Source organism: Clostridium tagluense (assembly GCF_003865095.1).
Lineage (GTDB): Bacteria > Bacillota > Clostridia > Clostridiales > Clostridiaceae > Clostridium_AD > Clostridium_AD tagluense.
This window is the reverse complement of the sequence record NZ_BHYK01000015.1, coordinates 1-21,158: the sequence shown is the minus strand read 5'-3', so window position 1 is coordinate 21,158 and position 21,158 is coordinate 1. Positions and strand designations below refer to the sequence as shown.

Here is a 21,158-nt window from a genome sequence, read left to right as displayed (position 1 = left end):
TAATAAACATCTGTTATTTTTGTTATAATATAATAATAGAAGATTATACAAATAAGAATAATAAAAAGAAGGGAATTAGCATATGAAGAAAATGTTTGAAGAATTTGAAAAGCATTTAATGGAAGACGAGAAGCCGTCTATATATTTCAATAAAATAATAAGTAATGAGAGCATATTTACTGAATATCCCTATACATTATTGAGCTGCTTAGTAGAAACTGACCAATCTCCAGAGCATCATCCAGAAGGAAATGTATGGATACATACAATGCTCGTGGTAGATAATGCAGCAAAGGTAAAAGGATTAAGCGAAAATCCAAGAGCATTTATGTGGGGTGCATTATTACATGATTTGGGGAAAGCACCTACTACAAAAATTAGAAAAGGCAAAATAACATCTTATGACCATGATACGGTTGGCGCAGATCTTTGTAGAAAATTTCTTGGAACATTTACAGAGGAGGAAGAATTTATTAAGCGAGTTACAGCCTTAGTTAGGTGGCATATGCAAACTCTATTTGTAATGAAAGATTTACCTTTCGGGGATGTTAAAGGCATGGCGCAAGAAATATCTATTAAAGAAATTGCACTGTTATCAGAGTGTGATAGACTTGGTAGGGGTGAACTAAGTAAGAGTAAAATCAAAGAGGAGAAGGAGAATATTAAAGCTTTTATCCGCAAGTGTGAGGAGTATTTAGAGAGTTCGAAGTAGTTTAATAAATAAAAGTATATATTGTTACAACTGCATTCACGTCGCCAAGTAATTCTACAATTTATTTTGTTATAGCTACTAAAAAACGCAAACTCGCTGACGCTCAAACATGCGTTTTTCTTAACGTAGCTATAACAAAATAAATTGTGAATTACTAAGGCTTGTTCAAATGCAGTTTACACAATATATACTTTTATTAATAAAACTTAAAATTCAAAAACTACTAAAATACATAAAATCCATCTACAATTAAACATTATCTAAATAAGGCTACATTTTTCTAATGAAAACCTGTGGTATACTTATGGAGTACAAAAGAAACCCATAGGCCGGTGGCTATGAGGAGAATTAGACAATTGGAGATGATTAGGTGAGATATGAAGGTGTAGTATATAGACCACCCAGTGAGGCACATAGTCTTATAGTACAAGTTACTATTGGATGTTCACATAATGGGTGTAGCTTTTGTGGGATGTACAAAGAAAAGAAGTTTAGAATACGTGATTTAAAAGAGATTATAGAGGACTTGGAGCAGGCTAAATTAAACTATGGACTAATTAAAAAGATATTTCTAGGGGATGGAGATGCGCTAGTCCTTGAAACTAATAAATTAAAATCTATATTATCAAAAATAAGAGAATTATTTCCTGAGTGTGAAAGAGTGGGCATTTATGGAACATCTAATGATATTTTATCAAAATCGCTAGATGAACTTAGAGAGCTTAAAGAGTTTGGCCTTGGTATTGTGTATCTAGGTGTTGAATCTGGAAGTAATGAAATATTAAAAAGTATAAATAAGGGAGTAACTGCATGCGAGATGATTATGGCAGGACGCAAGGTTAAAGAAAGTGGAATAAAGTTATCTGCTACATTGATTTCAGGAATAGGAGGCAGGGCAAAAATAAGAGAGCATGCAATAGAATCCGCAAAACTTATAAGTGCTATAAACCCAGATTATCTAGGGTTTTTAACTTTAATGTTAGAAAGTGGAACTCCCATATATGAAGATGTGCAAAAAGGTGATTTTCATATATTAACGCCAGAAGAAATAATGTATGAGACAAGAGAATTTTTGCAAAATGTAGAAGTTGATGGTTGTGTTTTTAGAAGCAATCATGCTTCAAATTACCTGGCACTTTCGGGGATATTGCCAGGAGATAAAAATCAGCTATTACAAGACATTGACCTTGCACTAAAAGGTGAACACAGATATAAACAAGAAGAATACAGAAGATTATAACATGATTTAAATACCTTACTCATGTTTTGGTAAAATAAAAAGGGGGTGGACATTACGAAGGAGAAAATTATTAAGCTACTTAAGGAAAGTGGAAATGATTTTATATCAGGACAAAAAATCAGTGAAGAGCTAGGAGTTAGTCGTGCTGCTATATGGAAATATATAAATACAATTAAAGAAGATGGCTACGAAATTGAAGCAATTTCAAGAAAAGGGTATAGGATAATATCCTCACCAGATATACTTACCTTGGACGAAATTAAAGACTTTCTAAGTACGCAGTACATAGGTAAAAATGTAATTCACTATGATTCTATAGGCTCAACCAATTCTATTGCTAAAAAATTAGCAGATGCCGGAGAAGAACATGGAACAGTTATAATAAGTGAGGAGCAAACCACAGGCCGTGGACGGCTAGGACGAAATTGGATATCTCCTAAATATAAGGGTATATGGATGTCAATAATACTTAGACCAAACATAGTCACAGAAAATATATCTCAAATAACTTTAATTGGAGCAGCTGCTGTTCAGCAGGCTATAATGAAAATGGGCATTAAAACTAGTATTAAATGGCCTAATGATATAGTAATTAATAGTAGAAAAGTATGTGGTATATTAACAGAAATGACTGGAGAAATAGATCATATTAACTACCTAGTTATGGGCATAGGTATAAATGTAAACTTGGAAAAAAAAGATATACCAATGGATTTAAAAAGTGTGGCTACTTCACTTACAATAGAGACTGGCAAATATATAGATAGGAAGCTTTTGCTTGCAAATGTATTAAACATTTTTGAAGTACTATATAATGATTTTGTGGAAAATGGAAATGTATCCGAAACTATGGAAATTTGTAGAGAAAATTCCTTGCTTATAGGGAAAGAAATCCAATTGAAAAACAGAGGAAAACAAGTAAAAGCTAAGGTAATAGATATCAGTGATAGTGGAGAATTAGTTATCGAAAATCAACAAGGAATTACAGAATATATTGTTTCAGGGGAAGTTTCTATAAGTGGAATTTATGGATATGGTGAATGAATATATGTTAGGATATCTGAAATAAAATAGACTAACACACTTTAAGTATGATTAAGTTTAAAATGTTGTTAAAATCAAATTTTCATATAGACATATTAGCTAGATTAACGGTATAATGTGAGTATTAAGTTTGAAAGGAGATTGTTTATGGAAGAAAATAAAATTATATCAATGATGGATGAAGATGGAGAAAAGGTCGATTTTGAATTAATAGAAATCATTGAATTAGATGAAAATAGATATGCGCTATTAGCTCCTATAGGAGATGAAGAGGATGCTTTTGTCTATAAAATCACAACAGTAAATGATAAAGAGGAATATAATGCAGTAGAAGATGAGGAAGAGTTTGAAAGAGTACTAGAAGAATACGAATCAACTTTTGATGAGTAAATAATTTACCAATAAACCTTAAGGGGCTATTGGTCAAAACCCAATAAACTGTAAGGTTTATTGGGTTTTAGTTTATAAATCATAGATATGTGCATATGAAAATACATTGGTATATTGATTTATTCCAATGTATTTTAAATATTAGGAGGTAAAATTTTGAAAATAATAGATATTGATATAGAAGCACTTATAGAAACGATTTCAGAGGAAGATGACAATTTAGGAAAAAGTTTTTTAGACACATATACTGGTGAGGTTATATATATTCCCACAGAAGTTAGTTTAGCCTTAGAAAAGGGAACTTTAAAAGAGGATATCTTTGATAATTGGTTAAAAGAATTTGTTAGTGTAGCCATACTTATTAGTGAAGATACGGTTAATAGATACTTAAATACTCCTCTTCTAGATGAAGATTTTTATACAAGCACAATGAATAAATATGTTAATAGTTTAGCTGGTGATTCAGATTTAAAGCAAGAATTACGCAAGGTATTAAATGGTAAAGAACCTATTAAAAAATTTAAACACGTTTTAATGGATAAACCAAATAAAACAGAAGAATGGTATAAATATGAAGATAATTGTATAAATGAATTTGCGAGGACATGGTTAAAGTCAATTGGCATTGAGCTAAAGTACCTAAATTAAATTATGATAATAGGAGTGAGAAATGTGGAAAATGAATTTTATAATAAAATTCGAGAAAATCCAATAATTGCAGCGGTAAATAATTTGGAAAAGTTAGATAAGGCCATAGAATCCCCCTGCGAAATTATTTTCTTGCTTACAGGAAGTATTTTTAATTTAAAAGAGATTGTTAATCGTATAAAAACCCAGGGTAAACATGTATATGTACATTTGGATTTAATTGAAGGTTTCTCAAGAAATATTTGTGCTTTAAAATATATAAATGAAAACATTGTTCCAGACGGAATTATAACTACTAAAAGTAGCCTTATTAGAGCTGCGAAGGAAATGGGTTTATTTTCAATACAAAGACTTTTCATGTTGGATGCATTGTCACTGGAAAGTGGCATTAGTTCTATTAAAACCATAAGACCTGATGCTGTAGAAATATTACCTGGGATTATGCCAAGAGTAACAAAGATAATTAGTACAGAAGTAAATATTCCTATAATTACTGGTGGGCTAATTTCAGATAAGGAAGATGTAATTGCTAGTATTAAAGCAGGGGCTATTGGAGTTTCTACAAGCAAAGAGGAAATCTGGTATATGTAAATTATGCATATATCAGATTTTAATTAATTATAATAGGATATGACGAATTTTTGGAGGTACTTACATGTTAGCATATGAAGTAGCAATAAGGCTTGCCCTTGCAGTTATAGTTGGTGGCTTAATTGGATATGAGAGAGAATTTAAAAATAGACCAGCTGGTTTTAGAACACATATTCTAGTATGCTTAGGTGCTGCCGTTACCTCAATGATACAATTATATTCAATTCAAGATGCAACCAATATGATAATTCAGCATCCAGAACTCCAAAATGCTTTGAAAGCAGATATTGGGAGACTGGGGGCACAAGTTATAACTGGAGTTGGATTTTTAGGGGCAGGGACTATTATACATGAGAAGGGATCCGTAAAAGGGCTTACTACGGCAGCTAGTATATGGACAGTGGCATGTATTGGGCTTGCAGTTGGACTAGGTTATTACACTTTAACTATACTAGCAACCGTATGTGTTTTTATAGTATTAGTATTTTTTAAGACCTTTGAAGCTAAGCTTTTTAAGAATATAAATATTCTGAAAATTGAAATTCAATATAGTAATAAGAAAAATATGGTAGAGGAATTAGCACAGTACTTTGATGATATGGGAATAAAAGTTAAGACTATAGACTTTTCTATTGAGGATGATGATGAAAATCCAGATTATAGCACAGCAATTTACACGATTTTAGCACCGAGACATATTAAGAGCAATAAAATCGTACAAAGATTATGTACTTTTGAAGAAATATACAAGGCAAATATAGTAGAATAAAAATAGTTATTTAGATATTATATATATTAGAAATACCTCAATTAATAAGATAAAAATTAGTGTATAAAGTAATTTTTTAAATTTATTCATAATTATCACCCCATTTATATTGTATGTTAAAGGGGGTAATAAAATAATTAAAGGCAAAAAATATGTTTTGAAATTTTCAAAATAAAAGAGAGACCTTATAAAATAAGGTCTCTCTTTTGTGTTAAGAAATCTATCTTCTAGATTTAGCAACCTCAATATTTACTTTTCTACTATTTAACTTCTTACCAGAACTATTGTTTAGTATAGCATCAACTAGGTTTGAAGGTACATCTAAAAATGAGAATTTATCTAAAATATCAATACGGCCAAGTTCATTTTTGTTAATATTAGCTGTCTCGCATAAGAAAGATATAATATCTTTAGTCATAACTTCATCCATTCTTCCGATAGAAAGGAATAGTCTAACATTATCTGTTACTAGTGTTGTTGTTGTAGTATCATCTGAATAGTTGTAGTTAACTTCTTTATCAAATATAATTTTTATTAGAGAAGCAGCTACGTCTTCAGCACCAAATTCTTTTATAAGATTTTTTCCAAGTGGAAGGAAGTTCTCATATAAATTTTCTTCTAAAACTAATTTTATAGAATCTAAAATAGTTTCTGATTTTGCTGCAAAAATATCTGTTATAGTAGGGACAGTTTTTTTAGTGATTATACTTTTAGTATCACGTTCAATCTGTCTTATAGCAGATGCTTCTCGTCTTGTAATAAGACTATAAGCAGTACCCTCTTTACCAGCTCTACCAGTTCTTCCAATTCTATGGATATATGATTCACTATCTTGTGGTAAATCGTAATTTATTACATGAGTAACATTCTCAACATCTATTCCTCTTGCAGCTACATCTGTTGCAATTAAGTAATTTAAATTACCATCTTTGAATTTTTTTAGAGTGTTCATTCTTTGACTTTGTTTCATGTCTCCGTGCATACCTTCAACAGTATAACCTCTTGGTTGTAATGCATCAACTAATTCATCTACACCTTTTTTAGTTTTACAGAATAGTATACAAGTCTTAGGAGCATCTACATCAAGAATTCTACATAATGATTCAAATTTATTTTTTGGATTTACTTCGTAGTAATATTGCTTAATCTTAGAAACTGTTAAAGATTTCTTTTCTATTGCAATAATCTTTGTTTCAGGATGCATATATTTTTTAGACAATATTTTAATAGCTCTTGGCATAGTAGCTGAGAAAAGTAAAGTCTGTCTATCTTCACTTAAATTACTTATAATACTTTCGATATCTTCAATAAAGCCCATGTTTAACATTTCGTCAGCTTCATCTAAAACAAGAAACTTAGCATTGGCAAGTTTTAAAGTGCCTTTTCTAATATGGTCTAGTAATCTTCCTGGAGTTCCAACAACAATATCTACTCCTCTTTTTAGGGCAGATATTTGTCTATCGATAGATTGACCACCATAGATTGGCAATATTTTAACTCTTTCATGTTTTGCAATACGTGAAAGTTCTTCAGCAACTTGAACAGCAAGTTCTCTTGTTGGAGACATTATTATTGCTTGAACTTTTCCATTTGATTTTTCCATTAAGCTTAAAATAGGTGCACCAAAGGCTAATGTTTTACCAGTTCCGGTTTGAGCTTGACCTATAATATCAAAGCCTTCCAATACAACTGGAATAGCCTTTGATTGGATATCAGATGGATATTCAAATTTTAAATCCTGTATAGCCTGTAGTACAGATTCGTTTAGTCCTAGTTCTTCAAATTTAAGTTTTTCAATTTTGTTCATTAAAATTCCTCTTTCTTCTCATAAAGTATCAAATACATCTCATATTATTAAGTATATACAGAATAACAAATATTAAACCAAAAAAGCAAAATTAAATTGCTTTTTTCAATTATTTAAAAAAATTCCTCAAAATTGAGTTCTTTTCAATAACATAAATAAGAGGTAATCCAATTCCATAACAGCAGACTAATTCTCCCCATGCAACTTGTAGCATACAAAGTAGAAGGGGCATGTCTTTAAAATATAAAAGCTTTAACATTATGCCTATAATAATGGCATTAACTACTACGGCTGGTAATGGAGCAAGTATTCTTTTGAATTTCAGTTTGCTTTTACCAATATAGTAAGTTGAAATCGCGGCTATAAATGTTGCGAGGGAACCGAAAATCATATCCATAATACCTAGTGGACTTATGATGTTAGAGACTATACAACCAATTACCAGCCCTGGAATAGAAAAAGATGCAAAGTAAGGTAGGATAGTAAGTCCTTCAGCAATACGATATTGAATAACTCCAAAGCTGAAAAACGACAAGCTTAGAGTCAAAGCTGCATAAATAGCAGCTACCATTGCTGCAAAAACAATTCTTCTTATTTTTACAGATATGGTTCCTTCATTTAATTTAATATTCATTTTTATGCCTCCGTAGTTTTGTTTTGAGACAGGATGGTTACGAACTGTCTATACGTATTCGACCCGAACTTTAATTCTACTATATAATTTAGGATTAGTCAAATATATTTATCTTATTGCATAGGGAATTTACTCTAGTTTTAAATTGTTATAAACTATATTGTCGCTAAGTATATTTTTGGTATCTATGCAAAGTTCTAAACTAAAGTAAAAAAGAAATGAAAGAATTTATTTTTGCTACAATTAAGGGATAAAAGAATATTGATAAGAAAATAGTCTAAAATAGTTAAAAGTATGATATAGTTTATCTATATATAATTTTATTTTTTGATTTCAGTAAATGACTCAAAATAAAAGTTTAATAACGCAGTTTTTGCTTAAAGGAGAATATTATGAGTAAAGAAATTTTTAATACAGAATTAACAGAATTAAGTAATGGTATTAATCTTATTACTATTAAAAAGGATAGTCAGATTTCAGCAATTCATGCTGGAGTAAATATAGGTTCATTTTATGAAGAAAAAAATGAAAAAGGAATAGCCCATTTTATAGAGCACATGCTTTTTAAAGGCACGGTTAGTAAAACTAACGAAAAATTAAATAGTGATTTGGAAAATCTAGGTGGGGAATATAATGCTTATACGGATTTTAATTGTACAGTATATAGCGCTACAATTTTAAATGAAGAATTAGAGAATGCATTAGCATTGATTGCTGATATGCTCTTAAATTCAACCTTTCCAAAAGATGAAATTGAGAAGGAAAGGGGCGTAATACTGGCTGAAATTAGAACAATTAATGATGACATTGAAGACTTAAGCTTTAAGAGAGTTAATGAGATTGCATTTATTTATAGTCCACTTAGGGAGGATACTATTGGTAGTGAAAACATAATAAAAAAAGTTGCAAGAAAGCAACTTGTTGATTTTTATAATAGGTATTACGTGCCAAATAATACGTTTATATCCATTGTATCACCATTTGAACATGAGGACATAATAAATATGGTGAAGAAGTATCTTGGTAGTTGGACTAAAAAGAAGTTTGAGAAGCGAAAAATAATGTATGAGCATCACCAATTTGTAAAAGAAATTTCATATAAAAAAGAAATTGAGCAAAGTACTATACTATATTTATATACCTTCAATGGACTATCTAACGATGAGGAATTAGCACTTAGAATACTAAACTATAAATTCGGAGAAAGTTCTAATTCTATATTATTTAGAGAACTCCGAGAAAAAAGAGGCTTGTCCTATGATGTGTATACTCATTTAGATACTTCAAATAACGTTAAAACACTATATATTTATACATCGGTTTCAGAAGAAGATGTAGAAGAAGCAATAGACGTAATTGATTCTGCCATCCGGGATATTAAAAGTGAAAAAATAGTTTTTGATGATAATACCATAGCGCTTATGAAGAAAATATTAAAAACGGCTATAGCATCAACCTTAGAGGATTCTACGGATCTTGGTAATTATGTAATTCATCAGGCCATGGAAAATGAAGATATATATCAGTTTACTGAGGATATGAAAAATATGGGAAATATTAAAAGTGAAGACTTATATAATATTTCTAGAAAAGTATTGCAAAAGCCAACAATTCACGTCTTTTTACCGGAAAAGAGAGGGTAGTTTTGAGTAGTATTATAACAAAAATTGAAATTCAAAAAAAAAATAAGGATAGAGTTAACATTTATATGAATGATGAATTCGCCTTTGCTTGTGATGCAGCACTTGTGTATATTCATAATATTACAAAAGGAGCAACCATTGAAAAAGAGGGGCTGCAAGATATAATTGATGAGGATAATTATATAAAGGGGAAAAATTGCGCTCTTCATTTTTTAGAAAGAAGTTTTAAGTCAGCCAAGCAAGTAGTAGATAAATTGACAATAAAAGAATTTGATATTAAAACCATAGATAGAGTAATGGAGTTTTTAAAGCAGTATGATTTTGTGGATGATAAGCGATTTGTTGACTTATTTATAAAAGAAAAAATTAAATCCACTGGGAAAAATAAAATTAAGTTCACATTACTAAAAAAGTCTCTTCCAAAAGAATTAATTAAAGAAGCTCTTAACAAAATAACTTCGGAGGAACAGTTACAAGTGGCTTTGCTACTCGGTGAAAGAAAAATGGCTACATTAGCTAAGAGTGAAAAAAATGCATTAAAACTTTATAAAAAAACATGGGATTATTTAGTTCGAAATGGATACGATTTTGGAATAGTAAATGAGGTTTTAGATAAAATAACTGAGAATGATAATAATGAGCAACCTAGTGAAGAAGAACACTCTGAAGATAATTATGAAGAAGATTATAAAAAATTACAGGAACTTGCTAGTAAAAGATACAACATATTAATTAAGTCAGAGCCATCGAAAATAAAGCTGTATAAAAAGCTGGGAGACTATCTTTTAAGGCGGGGCTATAAGTGGGATGAAATCAAAAAAGTGTTAGGAGATTTAATTAATGGTGTGGAGGATTTATAGGAGCGTGGCGGATTGCAACTTCGCTTATAATTGCATAATAACGAAAGAGGGTGGTAGAGTTGTTTAGGGAGCCTGTGACTTTAATTTTACTATTGCTTTTTATATATCCAGTAATTAAAGGGTTTATATTTAAATTTTCTTCTGAAAATTTAAAAGGATCTATTCAGGGAGCTTTTCAAAGTATTTCTTTTTTAAGTGCACTATTTTTAGGCATTTATTACACCAAAAAAATTTTTATTCAGCATAATGAGGGTATTTATGAAAAAATATACAAAAATATACCTTTAAAAGCTATAGATTTTATTAATAATAAACCACTAGTGATTTATGTATTATTGATGCCACTTGTGGTGCTAATAATCTATACAGTGATAAATTTTGTTATTAATCTTATTAGTCACATTACTATTTACCCTTTGTTTGATAGCATAGAAAATAAGTTGAAAAATAAAAGCGATATTTTTAAAAGAGTAGTAGGGGCGATATTTCAAGTACCCAAATCAATATGCTATTTAATTGTTATTACTTTGATGCTGAATTTTCTATCACTCCTTAAGATAACTGATTCATACAATAAATATTTAGAAGGATCACAATTGTATAATTATATATCCAAAGAGGTAGTTATTCCATTGACTAATTCAAAGCTTGCAAAACAACTTCCCAATATTGTTAATAACTCCTTTAAAATTGTAGTAAAAGAAGCAAGTGCAAAGGATACTAATGTACAAAATAAGCAAAAGGTTATAACTTATTATAATGGTGTTACCTTGGACCAAGGGGTGCAATCTAATGGTGAAATTGATAAGTTTGCAATTAATCTGGTGCGAAATAAAAATGCAACAAGGGAAAAAGCAAAGCTTATATACAATTGGGTAGGTAGTGAAGTAGTTTATGATGATGCAAAGGCAAATAGAGTATTAAATAATGATTTAGAAGTGAAATCTGGAGCTGTTCCAACCTTTGACTCCAAAAGTGGAATATGCTTTGACTATGCATGTCTATTTGTAGCTATGTGCAGGGCTAATAATATAAAGGTAAGAATTATAACTGGTCAGGGATTCAATGGGAATAATTGGGTTAGTCATGCTTGGAATCAGGTATATGTAAAAGACGAAAACAAATGGATTAATGTAGATCCTACATTTTTAATTGGTGGGGACTATTTTGATAGTAAAAGATTTGTTATAGACCATAAAGAAGAGAGTATAGCTGGAGAATGGTAAAAATGATTTATTATAGAATAGCTCCCTTTGTTTTAGGGAGCTATTCTGTAACTTTTTAATAATAAGTTAATGGCTTTTTCGCAATCTTCGTCTTCATTGTTTAGTGTCCAAGCGGTATTGAAGTAATATAATGCCTTTGGCTTGTTGAGACACATGGCATAGCAATAAGCTAAGTTGAAGAAATATTTGCTTTCAGGGCGTAGATCTATAGCACTATGAAATAAGGGTATTGCTTTTTCATATTCCTTTAGGTGAATAAAACATACTGCGCTATTATAAAGAGATCCCGCTTCATTGTCTTTCATTTCTGCAGCTTTTTTATATAGAGCGATTGCTCTGTTGTAATCCTTAGTATTGTATATGTCGTTAGCCTTTTGAAAGTAGTCCATTATTTTCCTCCTTATAGTTCTCTAACGAGTTATAGTTCTCTAACAAGTTATAGTTCTCCAACGAGTTGTAGTTCTCTAACAAGTTATAGATTTTTTACCCTAATGCACATAAGAATAAATGACAAGTCAAAGATGTAAAATAGACTAGCATACAGGGTGTTATTTATTTTAATGTTCTTAAATAATGATATTACTATTTTGCAAAGAATATTCCATATAAATACTACCCAAGGATTATAAATATATTCACTTAAAATTTTATTTATTTTTGCCTACTACTTTTCTTTCGATAAATGCAACCATTTCATACATGAGGTACGCTAAGAGGGAAAGTATGACTATACTCATCATTACCATGTCTAGCTGAGAAATTTGTCCACCAAAAATTATAAGAAAACCCAAACCGTTTTTAGCCACCAAGAATTCACCCATTATTACACCTACCCATGAGAGCCCTACATTGATTTTTAATGCGGAAATAAGAGCTCCGATGGATGCAGGAATAATTAGATTAATTAAGATTTGGAATTTAGAAGCTCCGAAGGTTTTTAAAAGCTTAATTTTATCTTCATCCACTTCTTTAAAGCCGCTCAGTATGCTTATTATAGTGACAACTATGGATATTAAAAGAGCAATTACTATGATTGCCTTTATTCCATTGCCTACCCAAAATATAATAATAGGTGCAAGAGCTACTTTAGGTAGTGCATTTAATACTATTAAGTAGGGATCCAAAACTCTTGAAACAAAATCTGACCACCATAAGAGAATCGCAATTAAAGCACCTAAAATTGTCCCAAGTACAAAACCTATCACTGTTTCAAAACAGGTTATAAAGATATTATATAGCAATGTACCCTCACTATATAGTTGTATAAATGAGGCATACATTTTTGAAGGTGTGCTTGTTAAAAAAGAATCGATCCATTTTAATCTGCCAGCTATCTCCCATAAACTAAAAAAAGCAATTAGTATTACGAGTCTCGTAAGAATAACAAGATATTTCTCTCTTTTTACACCTTTAATATAATTTTTGTGTTCATCGCTTTGAATCAGCATTACGATTCATCTCCTTCCAAATTTCATTGAAATAAACTCTAAAATTTGGAGCTTCTCTACGTTTTAAAGGAAGAGAAAAATTTTCTTCAAACTTAAGGTTTATGTTTTTAATAATTACAGCAGGACGATTTGAAAGAATAATAATCTCATCTGACATAGAGATGGCTTCAGATATATCATGAGTTACCATTATAGTAGTCTTTTTTTCTTTTTTTATAATTTCATAAACTTCATCACTAATGTTTAATCTAGTTTGATAGTCTAGTGCGGAGAAAGGCTCATCTAAAAGAAGTACTTCAGGTTTTAGCGCTAAGGTACGAATTAGAGCAACTCTTTGACGCATACCTCCAGATAATTCTCTAGGATGATGATTTTTAAATTCCCAGAGATTATAGCGTGTTAATAGATTTTTCACCATTTCCAAATTGTCATCAGTAATACAATGGTTAATTTTAAGACCTAAAAGCACATTGTCCCATATAGTTAACCAATCGAATAATTGATCCTTTTGAAACATATATCCAATTTTTGAAAAGCTTGAACAATCATCACAATTTTTAATTGCGATTTCTCCATTAGAGGGATTAATTAAGCCTGCTATTATATTTAATAGTGTTGATTTACCACAGCCAGAAGGACCTACAATGCTTAAAAAGTGACCTTCTTGCACAGTAAACGAGATATCCTTTAAAGCGGGAGTTTCTGAAACTTGAGAATGATAATTCATGGATATATTATTAATCTCTACTTTAATCACTTTATCATCTCCTTGAAAGTTATACTTTAGTATATGAGTTTTAATAATGTATTGTTAACGACATTTCAGAAGGGAGGGTGCCTATTTTTATAAATGGGAGATATATATTAGGATAAAAATAAAATTTCAGTGGGGGGATAAATCTCCTTCTGAAGTCGTTAATGTTGCAGCATCGAAGATGATGATTAACGACATTTCAGAAGGGAGGGTGCCTATTTTTATAAATGGGAGATATATATTAGGATAAAAATAAAATTTCAGTGGGGGGATAAATCTCCTTCTGAAGTCGTTAATGTTGCAGCATCGAAGATGATGATTAACGACATTTCAGAAGGGAGGGTGCCTATTTTTATAAATAGGAGATATACTATAAATAAAGTTTGTGGGGGCTTTGAAATACTGTTACTATTAAGTTATAATATAATATAATTACATGTTAATTTTCTGTAAATGTAGTTGATATTTACAGAAATTTTGAATAATATGTAATGAATACGAATTATAATATGGAGGGGTATATTGCAGAAAATAAATTTAGTTTTTGAAGACTAAGGATATTGGTATAGGAACAATTAGGTTATTTAGTTAAATATTAAATAATTTAAAAAAATATGAAGATTGAATCCTATTGCATAAACATATATAATTAATTATTAGGTTAAAAATAAGAATAAGAATAAATCCAAACTTGCGGGGAAAGAGAAGATAATTATGAAAAAAATATTAAATGTTGGATTAGATGTAGGATCTACTACTGTTAAGATAGTAGTACTAAATCAGCAGGAAAAAATAATATATAGTAAGTATCAGAGGCATTTTTCTGATATAAAAAGTACAATAGCTGACATGTTATATGAGGCTTATAATAATTTTAAAGATTGCAATATTACTATAATGGTGACAGGATCTGGTGGACTAGCTTTATCTAAGTGGCTGAATATTAAATTTATCCAAGAAGTAGTAGCTAGCACCTATGCCATAGAAAATATTATTCCAAGAACTAATGTGGCTATTGAGCTAGGTGGAGAAGATGCAAAGATTATTTATTTCGATGGGGGAATTGATCAAAGAATGAATGGTACATGTGCCGGCGGAACTGGTGCATTTATTGATCAGATGGCATCACTGCTTCAAACGGATGCCACAGGGCTTAATGAACTTGCAAAGGCCCACAAAACAATATATCCTATTGCAGCTAGATGTGGAGTTTTTGCAAAAACTGATATTCAACCCTTATTAAATGAAGGAGCTGCAAAAGAAGATATTGCAGTATCAGTTTTTCAGGCAGTAGTTAATCAAACAATTAGTGGACTTGCCTGTGGCAGACCAATTAAAGGTAATGTTGCATTTCTAGGTGGGCCATTGTATTTCTTATCTGAACTACGACAAAGATTCGTTGAAACTTTAAAACTAACAGAGGAAGAAATTATTTTTCCAAAGGATTCTCAATTATTTGTTGCACTAGGTGCTGCTATGGCATCAAAGGATGAGTACCCTATTTCCTTTGAAGAGTTAAATATGCAACTTCCAAAGCTTAGGGAAGCATCTGGGCAAGAAGTTCAAAGGCTTAGACCACTATTTTCAGATGAGGAAGAGTTGCGAGTTTTTAATAAAAGGCAGAGTCAATATAAGGTAGCAAGAAAAGAATTAAAAAACTATAAAGGAGATTGCTTCTTGGGAATAGATGCAGGGTCTACTACTACTAAAGCTACACTCATAGATGAAGATGGTGCGCTTTTATACTCTTATTATGGAAGTAATGAAGGTAACCCATTAACTTTAGTTAGAAAAATATTAAAAGATATATATACTATTTTGCCAAAGGATGTAATTATTAGAAACTCAGCAGTAACAGGTTATGGTGAAGGATTAATAATGGCAGCATTAAAAGTAGACATTGGAGAAATTGAAACTATAGCTCATTACAAAGCAGCAGAATTTTTTCTGCCAGGAGCAGATTTTATATTAGACATTGGTGGACAAGATATGAAGTGTTTAAAAATAAAAGATGGTGTTATTGATAGTATAATGCTAAATGAAGCTTGTTCCTCTGGATGTGGATCTTTTATAGAAACCTTTGCTCATTCTTTAAACATGGAAATAGAAGAATTTGCAAATGTAGCTTTAAGTTCTAAAAGCCCGGTGGACCTGGGTTCAAGATGCACCGTGTTTATGAATTCAAGAGTAAAGCAGGTTCAAAAGGAAGGTGCCTCTGTAGGTGATATATCAGCAGGTCTTTCTTATTCAGTCATAAAAAATGCACTACTAAAGGTTATTAAAATAAGAGACCCAAAGGACATGGGCAAAAAGATAATTGTTCAAGGCGGAACCTTTTATAATGATGCAGTACTTAGGGCTTTTGAACTTATTTCAGGAAGAGAAGCAGTTAGACCAGATATTGCAGGTCTAATGGGAGCCTTTGGGGCTGCACTTATTGCAAAGGAAAGAACAGATGAGGGAAAAATTTCTACATTATTAACACTTGAACAATTGGATAGCTTTAATGTAGAAACCTCAATGGGAAGATGTAATCAGTGCGCAAATAAATGTGTTCTTACTATTAATAAATTTGATAAGAGTCGGGAATTTATATCTGGTAATCGCTGTGAAAAAGCACTAGGTCACAGTGGTAAAAAAGAAGACATTCCTAATGTCTATGACTATAAATATAAAAGAATATTTAATTATATTCCACTAAAGAAGGATAGAGCATTTAGAGGTACAATAGGTATTCCAAGGGTACTTAACATATATGAAAATTACCCATTCTGGTTTACTTTCTTTACAGCTTTAGGATTTAGGGTAGAATTGTCCCAAAGATCATCTAAGCAGATATATGAAATGGGAATAGATACTATACCATCAGAATCGGCTTGTTATCCTGCTAAAATAGTTCATGGACATATAATGAGTCTTATAAATAATGGGATAGACACTATATTCTATCCTTGTATTCCTTATGAAAAAAAAGAACAGGCGGGAGCAGATGATCATTATAATTGTCCAATCGTAACTTCATATCCTGAAGTAATAAAAAATAATATGGATATATTGAAGGAAAAAAATATTAGGTTTTTAAGTCCTTTTATTTCTTTAGACAATAACAAAAAATTAGTTAGTAGGTTAACTGATGAGTTAGCATGTTTTGCCATCCATAAAGATGAAATTGTGAAAGCTGCTGAAAAGGCATGGGCTGAAACTGAAAAGGTAAAATTGGACATTCAAAATAAGGGCGAGGAAGTAGTAGAATATATTAGGCGGACTGGAAAGAAAGGTATAGTTTTAGCTGGTAGACCTTATCATATAGATCCAGAAATCAATCATGGTATACCTAGTGTAATAACTGATTTTGATATGCCTGTACTTACAGAGGATTCTGTGGCTCATTTAGGTATAGTTGAAAGACCTTTAAGAATAGTAGACCAGTGGGTATACCATTCAAGATTATATGCTGCAGCTAGTTTTGTAGCGTGCGAGCCAAATATTGAGCTTATTCAGCTAAATTCTTTTGGTTGTGGACTTGATGCAGTTACATCGGACCAAGTTCAAGAGATTTTAGGCAGTAGTGGCAAGATATATACAACTTTGAAAATTGATGAAGGAAATAATTTGGGAGCAGCGAGGATTAGAATAAGGTCCTTAAAGGCCGCACTTAATGAAAGAGATAAAAGTGGAATTTTGCCAAAAAAAGAGGGCGAGGTTCACAGCAGGGTTATATTCACTAAAGAAATGAGAAAAACACACACGCTTTTATCTCCACAAATGTCTCCAATACATTTTCAATTTGTACAGGAAGCTTTTAACTGCTCAGGATACAATTTAGAAATTTTACCTTCAGTAGATACTCAGGCTGTAGAAGAAGGATTAAAGTATGTAAATAATGATGCTTGCTATCCAACAATAATTGTAGTGGGACAAATAATTGCTGCATTAAAATCAGGTAAATATGATATAGAAAACACCTCTGTTATAATTTCTCAAACTGGGGGAGGATGCAGAGCTACAAATTATATTGGATTCCTTAGGAAAGCATTAAAGGAAGCAGGATTCCCGAAAATTCCAGTAGTATCCTTAAATGCTGCTGGTCTTGAGTCAAACCCAGGTTTTAAATTTTCGCATTCATTGGTTAAAAAATCAATAATGTCCTTGGTGTACGGAGATTTGCTAATGAGGGTGCTCTACAAGGTTAGACCATACGAGCAGATACTTGGTTCAGCTAATTTACTTTATCAAAAATGGGTAAAAATATGTAAAGAGGCAGTAATAAGGGGTAAAAGCCAAGAGTTTAAAAACAATATTTCTTCTATAGTGGCTGATTTTGATAATTTAGAAATTAAAAACATTAAAAAGCCTCAGATAGGGCTAGTAGGAGAGATTTTAGTTAAGTTCCATCCTACAGCTAACAATAACATTATAGATGTTATTGAAAATGAAGGCGGAGAGGCAGTTATGCCTGATTTAATAGACTTTTTCCTATACTGTGCTTTTGATGCTAAGTTTAAATACGAATATTTGGGCAAGAGCAAGAAGGATAAAATATTAAATAATATGGCAATCCGATATATAGAAAGTTTTAGAAAACATATGAAATTAGTGCTTGGCCATAGTAAAAGATTTCACGCACCAAAAACTATATATGAATTGGCAGAGGGTGCAGCACCTATTTTATCTTTGGGTAATCAAACAGGTGAAGGCTGGTTTTTGACTGGTGAAATGGTAGAGCTTATTGAAAGTGGTACAAAAAATATAGTGTGCATGCAACCTTTTGCTTGTCTTCCTAATCATGTGACAGGTAAAGGAATGATTAAAGAATTAAAAAGACGGTACCCAGGTGCAAATATAACTGCTATAGATTATGACCCAGGTGCTAGTGAAGTAAATCAAATTAATAGAATAAAGCTCATGATGTCTGTTGCTTTAAAAAATCTTGAGAATGAAGTAAAGGTTGAAGATGCTCATGAAGAAGTGGCTAGTGATAAAAAGATAGATTAAAGAAAGTATGAAATTTTTCTTATATTATGCTATAACGAAAGTATATATTGCTGGAAATGCTCTCACATCGCTAAGTAATTCTAAAATTTATTTTATTCGCAGTTGCTAAAAAATGCAAACTCGCTATCGCTCAAACATGCATTTTTCTTTACGCACCTGCAAATAAAATAAGTTTTGAATTACTAAGGCTTGTTCGAATGCATTCTGCGCAATATATACTTTTGTTAGCATAATCTAAGAAAAATACCTAATTTTAAATTTTATTAGTTTCTTCGCATCGTATTACAAATCACTTTGGACAAATTTTACGCTTACATAATTTAAGCAGACCCCCTGGAGATTTCTTGGGGTTGGAGACATAACAATGAATAATTGTTATGTCTCCTGGGAGGATTACAGAAAGTTTGATTACAACGGAAATTTAAATAAATATGTATAAGCAAATTATAATTATGAAGGTTCGGAATTTAGGAGTGTGAAAGATAGTATATAATGAGTTTTACAGAATTTTAGTTCATGAAATAAACTTAGATTCTGTTAATGAATTATCAACTATCCGAGCATCCTAAATTTCGAACCTTCAGTGTATAGCTTTAAATTTTATTTTAGATCTTTTACTACCTTTTGCGCAAAGGTATTATTTACAATTTTATCAAAGGCAGGTCTTTGTGGGATTAAATCTGCTTTGTAAGATTGGATTATGTCCATAAGTCTAGTTAAGTCATCGGGTTTTAATATTGGATTTGGTGAAAAAGCATTTGTTTTTCTATAATTTTTAATAGATTCAACAAGGGCAGTCTCATCTGCACCAGGGAAGAAAGACTTAATTGAACTACATACTTCTGCGTCAGAATGGGTACTTACCCATTTTTGACCTTTATAAATTGCTCTAGTGACTTTTTCTATTATTACTGGATTTTTCTCTATATAAGATTTTGTAGCAAAAAAGCAAGTATAAGGCATGGTTCCAGCGGACTCTCCTATGGAGGCTACAATATGTCCAGAATTATCTTTGCTCATCATACTAGCAGTAGGCTCAAATAAAGTAACATAATCGCCTGTGCCTCCCTTAAAAGCTCCAGCAGTAGCTGTGAAAGCCAGGTTAGTAATAAGTTTTATATCTTCGTCGGGTTTAATACCATGATTTTTTAAAACATATTCTAGAGCCATTTCAGGTACTCCACCAGGTCTTCCACCTATTAAGGTTTTACCTTTTAAGGATTCCCAGTTAAAGTTTGTTTCAGCATTTCTAGCTACTAAGAAAGCCCCGTCTTTCTGTGTTAGTTGTGCAAAAATTACGGGATAGTCTGCCCGCTTTTGATTGTAGATGTAAATAACTTGTTCAGGTCCACAGAAACCTATATCTACAGCATTGCTTAAAACTTGTTGCATAGTTTTGTCTGCTCCTTGGCCCGTAGAAAGGTCAATTTCGATACCCTCTTCTTTAAAGAGACCCTCCGAAATAGCTGCATACATAGGAGCATAGAAAATAGAGCGAACTACTTCATTTAATTTCACCTTTGCCAGTGCTTCATTATTGGCCTTTTTACATCCGGAAAATAGAGTGGTTATTAAGGCAAGAGATAAGAGTAGGGAAAAAAACGAGATTTTTTTAAGCTTCATGGATACCTCCATATTATAAAGTTGTTATGGTTATATAATATGAGGGTTATAAGAAATGTGTTTATAAAATAAAGTATATATTTTCCTATAGATATTAAATAAATATTTTGATATAATATACTTTAGGTGGTGATAATATATGGATAAAGAGATTTTAGAAATTTTAAAATCAATGCAAACTGACATAAAATCAATGCAAACTGACATAAAATCAATGCAAACTGATATGAAATTAGTGAAAACCGATATAAAATCAATGCAAACTGATATAAAATCAGTGCAAACTGATATAAAATCAGTGCAAACTGATGTCATATCAATACAACAAGATGTCAAATCCGTAAAAACAACACAGGAAGAGCATACGCAAATATTAAGAGCGTTAGAACATAAAACTGATGTTATCTCTGCGGAACAAGAGAATCTAAAGCACGAAGTAGCAGAGATTAAAGGTGACGTTAAGGGTATAAGAAAAGACTTAAGTAATGTAGAACTTATCACTGCTAGTAATTGGTCAGATATTGTAAAATTAAAAGCTGTAAAAGAGATATATTAAGAGCATTGAACCATTAAGGTTGAGTGCTCTTATTTTTGCTTTCATATCAAAAAAAGTGTTTAAATATCATATCAAATTAAAATATATTGTCTGTCAAGCATTTTTGAAAATGTCCCAAAATAAGTGAAACATTAGCACCAACTAACCGTTGGTGCTTTATTTTTCTAAAACCATAATTTTGGGTAAGTTTAATACACCCCTACTAAATGCTTTATTTT

The 21,158-nt window shown here is 31.3% G+C and carries 18 protein-coding genes; 12 read left to right on the top strand and 6 right to left on the bottom strand.

All coding sequences use genetic code 11. The annotated features are described in order from the left end of the window. The first annotated feature begins 82 nt into the window (after positions 1-82). The 7 genes from Ctaglu_RS13730 (at position 83) to Ctaglu_RS13700 (ending at position 5,394) form a co-directional block, all read left to right on the top strand. Positions 83-712, top strand: a complete 630-nt coding sequence (locus Ctaglu_RS13730; RefSeq protein WP_125002612.1) for an HD domain-containing protein — start codon at positions 83-85, stop codon at positions 710-712. A 370-nt stretch (positions 713-1,082) separates the two neighbouring features. Beyond that, positions 1,083-1,952 carry a radical SAM protein gene (locus Ctaglu_RS13725; RefSeq protein ID WP_125002610.1) on the top strand — a complete coding sequence of 290 codons (870 nt, stop codon included), beginning with the start codon at positions 1,083-1,085 and terminating at the stop codon, positions 1,950-1,952. A 45-nt stretch (positions 1,953-1,997) separates the two neighbouring features. Continuing rightward, complete coding sequence (locus tag Ctaglu_RS13720) at positions 1,998-2,996, top strand: biotin--[acetyl-CoA-carboxylase] ligase (protein ID WP_373861679.1); 999 nt, start codon at positions 1,998-2,000, stop codon at positions 2,994-2,996. Between the two features lie 147 nt (positions 2,997-3,143). Next, positions 3,144-3,386 (top strand): DUF1292 domain-containing protein, encoded by a 243-nt coding sequence (locus Ctaglu_RS13715; RefSeq protein ID WP_125002608.1) that lies wholly within the window; start codon positions 3,144-3,146, stop codon positions 3,384-3,386. Between the two features lie 156 nt (positions 3,387-3,542). Beyond that, entirely contained in the window at positions 3,543-4,034 is a 492-nt protein-coding gene (locus tag Ctaglu_RS13710; protein ID WP_185732715.1) for a UPF0158 family protein, read from the top strand. Between the two features lie 24 nt (positions 4,035-4,058). Further along, the gene (locus tag Ctaglu_RS13705) at positions 4,059-4,625 is read left to right on the top strand and encodes a glycerol-3-phosphate responsive antiterminator (protein WP_125002604.1); all 567 of its coding nucleotides are present in this window, start codon (positions 4,059-4,061) and stop codon (positions 4,623-4,625) included. A gap of 64 nt (positions 4,626-4,689) precedes the next feature. Continuing rightward, positions 4,690-5,394 carry an MgtC/SapB family protein gene (locus tag Ctaglu_RS13700; protein WP_125002602.1) on the top strand — a complete coding sequence of 235 codons (705 nt, stop codon included), beginning with the start codon at positions 4,690-4,692 and terminating at the stop codon, positions 5,392-5,394. A 220-nt stretch (positions 5,395-5,614) separates the two neighbouring features. Here the strand turns inward: Ctaglu_RS13700 and Ctaglu_RS13695 are convergent, their stop codons facing one another. After that, positions 5,615-7,192 (bottom strand): DEAD/DEAH box helicase, encoded by a 1,578-nt coding sequence (locus Ctaglu_RS13695; RefSeq protein WP_125002773.1) that lies wholly within the window; start codon positions 7,190-7,192, stop codon positions 5,615-5,617. Between the two features lie 118 nt (positions 7,193-7,310). Further along, positions 7,311-7,835, bottom strand: a complete 525-nt coding sequence (locus Ctaglu_RS13690; RefSeq protein WP_125002600.1) for a QueT transporter family protein — start codon at positions 7,833-7,835, stop codon at positions 7,311-7,313. A gap of 392 nt (positions 7,836-8,227) precedes the next feature. Between Ctaglu_RS13690 and Ctaglu_RS13685 the strand changes: the two genes are divergently transcribed. Genes Ctaglu_RS13685 through Ctaglu_RS13675 form a run of 3 tightly spaced genes read left to right on the top strand, consistent with a single transcriptional unit; the run spans position 8,228 to position 11,564 of the window. Beyond that, complete coding sequence (locus Ctaglu_RS13685; protein WP_125002598.1) at positions 8,228-9,478, top strand: M16 family metallopeptidase; 1,251 nt, start codon at positions 8,228-8,230, stop codon at positions 9,476-9,478. Positions 9,479-9,480: 2 nt separating this feature from the next. Continuing rightward, complete coding sequence (recX, locus tag Ctaglu_RS13680; RefSeq protein ID WP_125002596.1) at positions 9,481-10,338, top strand: recombination regulator RecX; 858 nt, start codon at positions 9,481-9,483, stop codon at positions 10,336-10,338. Positions 10,339-10,397: 59 nt separating this feature from the next. Beyond that, entirely contained in the window at positions 10,398-11,564 is a 1,167-nt protein-coding gene (locus Ctaglu_RS13675) for a transglutaminase domain-containing protein (RefSeq protein WP_125002594.1), read from the top strand. 32 nt (positions 11,565-11,596) lie between these two features. Here the strand turns inward: Ctaglu_RS13675 and Ctaglu_RS13670 are convergent, their stop codons facing one another. From Ctaglu_RS13670 to Ctaglu_RS13660, 3 genes are all read right to left on the bottom strand, one after another. Next, on the bottom strand, positions 11,597-11,953 hold the full coding sequence (locus tag Ctaglu_RS13670; RefSeq protein WP_125002592.1) for a tetratricopeptide repeat protein: 357 nt from the start codon (positions 11,951-11,953) through the stop codon (positions 11,597-11,599). Positions 11,954-12,211: 258 nt separating this feature from the next. Next, on the bottom strand, positions 12,212-13,012 hold the full coding sequence (locus tag Ctaglu_RS13665) for an ABC transporter permease (protein WP_125002590.1): 801 nt from the start codon (positions 13,010-13,012) through the stop codon (positions 12,212-12,214). Then, positions 12,993-13,769 (bottom strand): ABC transporter ATP-binding protein, encoded by a 777-nt coding sequence (locus Ctaglu_RS13660; protein WP_125002589.1) that lies wholly within the window; start codon positions 13,767-13,769, stop codon positions 12,993-12,995. Before Ctaglu_RS13660 ends, Ctaglu_RS13665 begins: the two co-directional genes overlap by 20 nt. 711 nt (positions 13,770-14,480) lie before the next feature. Here Ctaglu_RS13660 and Ctaglu_RS13655 point away from each other — a divergent pair. Continuing rightward, on the top strand, positions 14,481-18,761 hold the full coding sequence (locus tag Ctaglu_RS13655) for a 2-hydroxyacyl-CoA dehydratase (RefSeq protein ID WP_125002586.1): 4,281 nt from the start codon (positions 14,481-14,483) through the stop codon (positions 18,759-18,761). A gap of 600 nt (positions 18,762-19,361) precedes the next feature. Here Ctaglu_RS13655 and Ctaglu_RS13650 read toward each other — a convergent pair. Further along, positions 19,362-20,384: an ABC transporter substrate-binding protein gene (locus Ctaglu_RS13650; protein WP_125002584.1), complete on the bottom strand. Its 1,023-nt coding sequence runs from the start codon at positions 20,382-20,384 to the stop codon at positions 19,362-19,364. A gap of 139 nt (positions 20,385-20,523) precedes the next feature. On the opposite strand from Ctaglu_RS13650, the gene Ctaglu_RS13645 reads away from it, so the two are divergent. Beyond that, positions 20,524-20,940 carry a hypothetical protein gene (locus Ctaglu_RS13645; protein WP_233439785.1) on the top strand — a complete coding sequence of 139 codons (417 nt, stop codon included), beginning with the start codon at positions 20,524-20,526 and terminating at the stop codon, positions 20,938-20,940. The last annotated feature ends 218 nt before the right edge of the window (positions 20,941-21,158 follow it).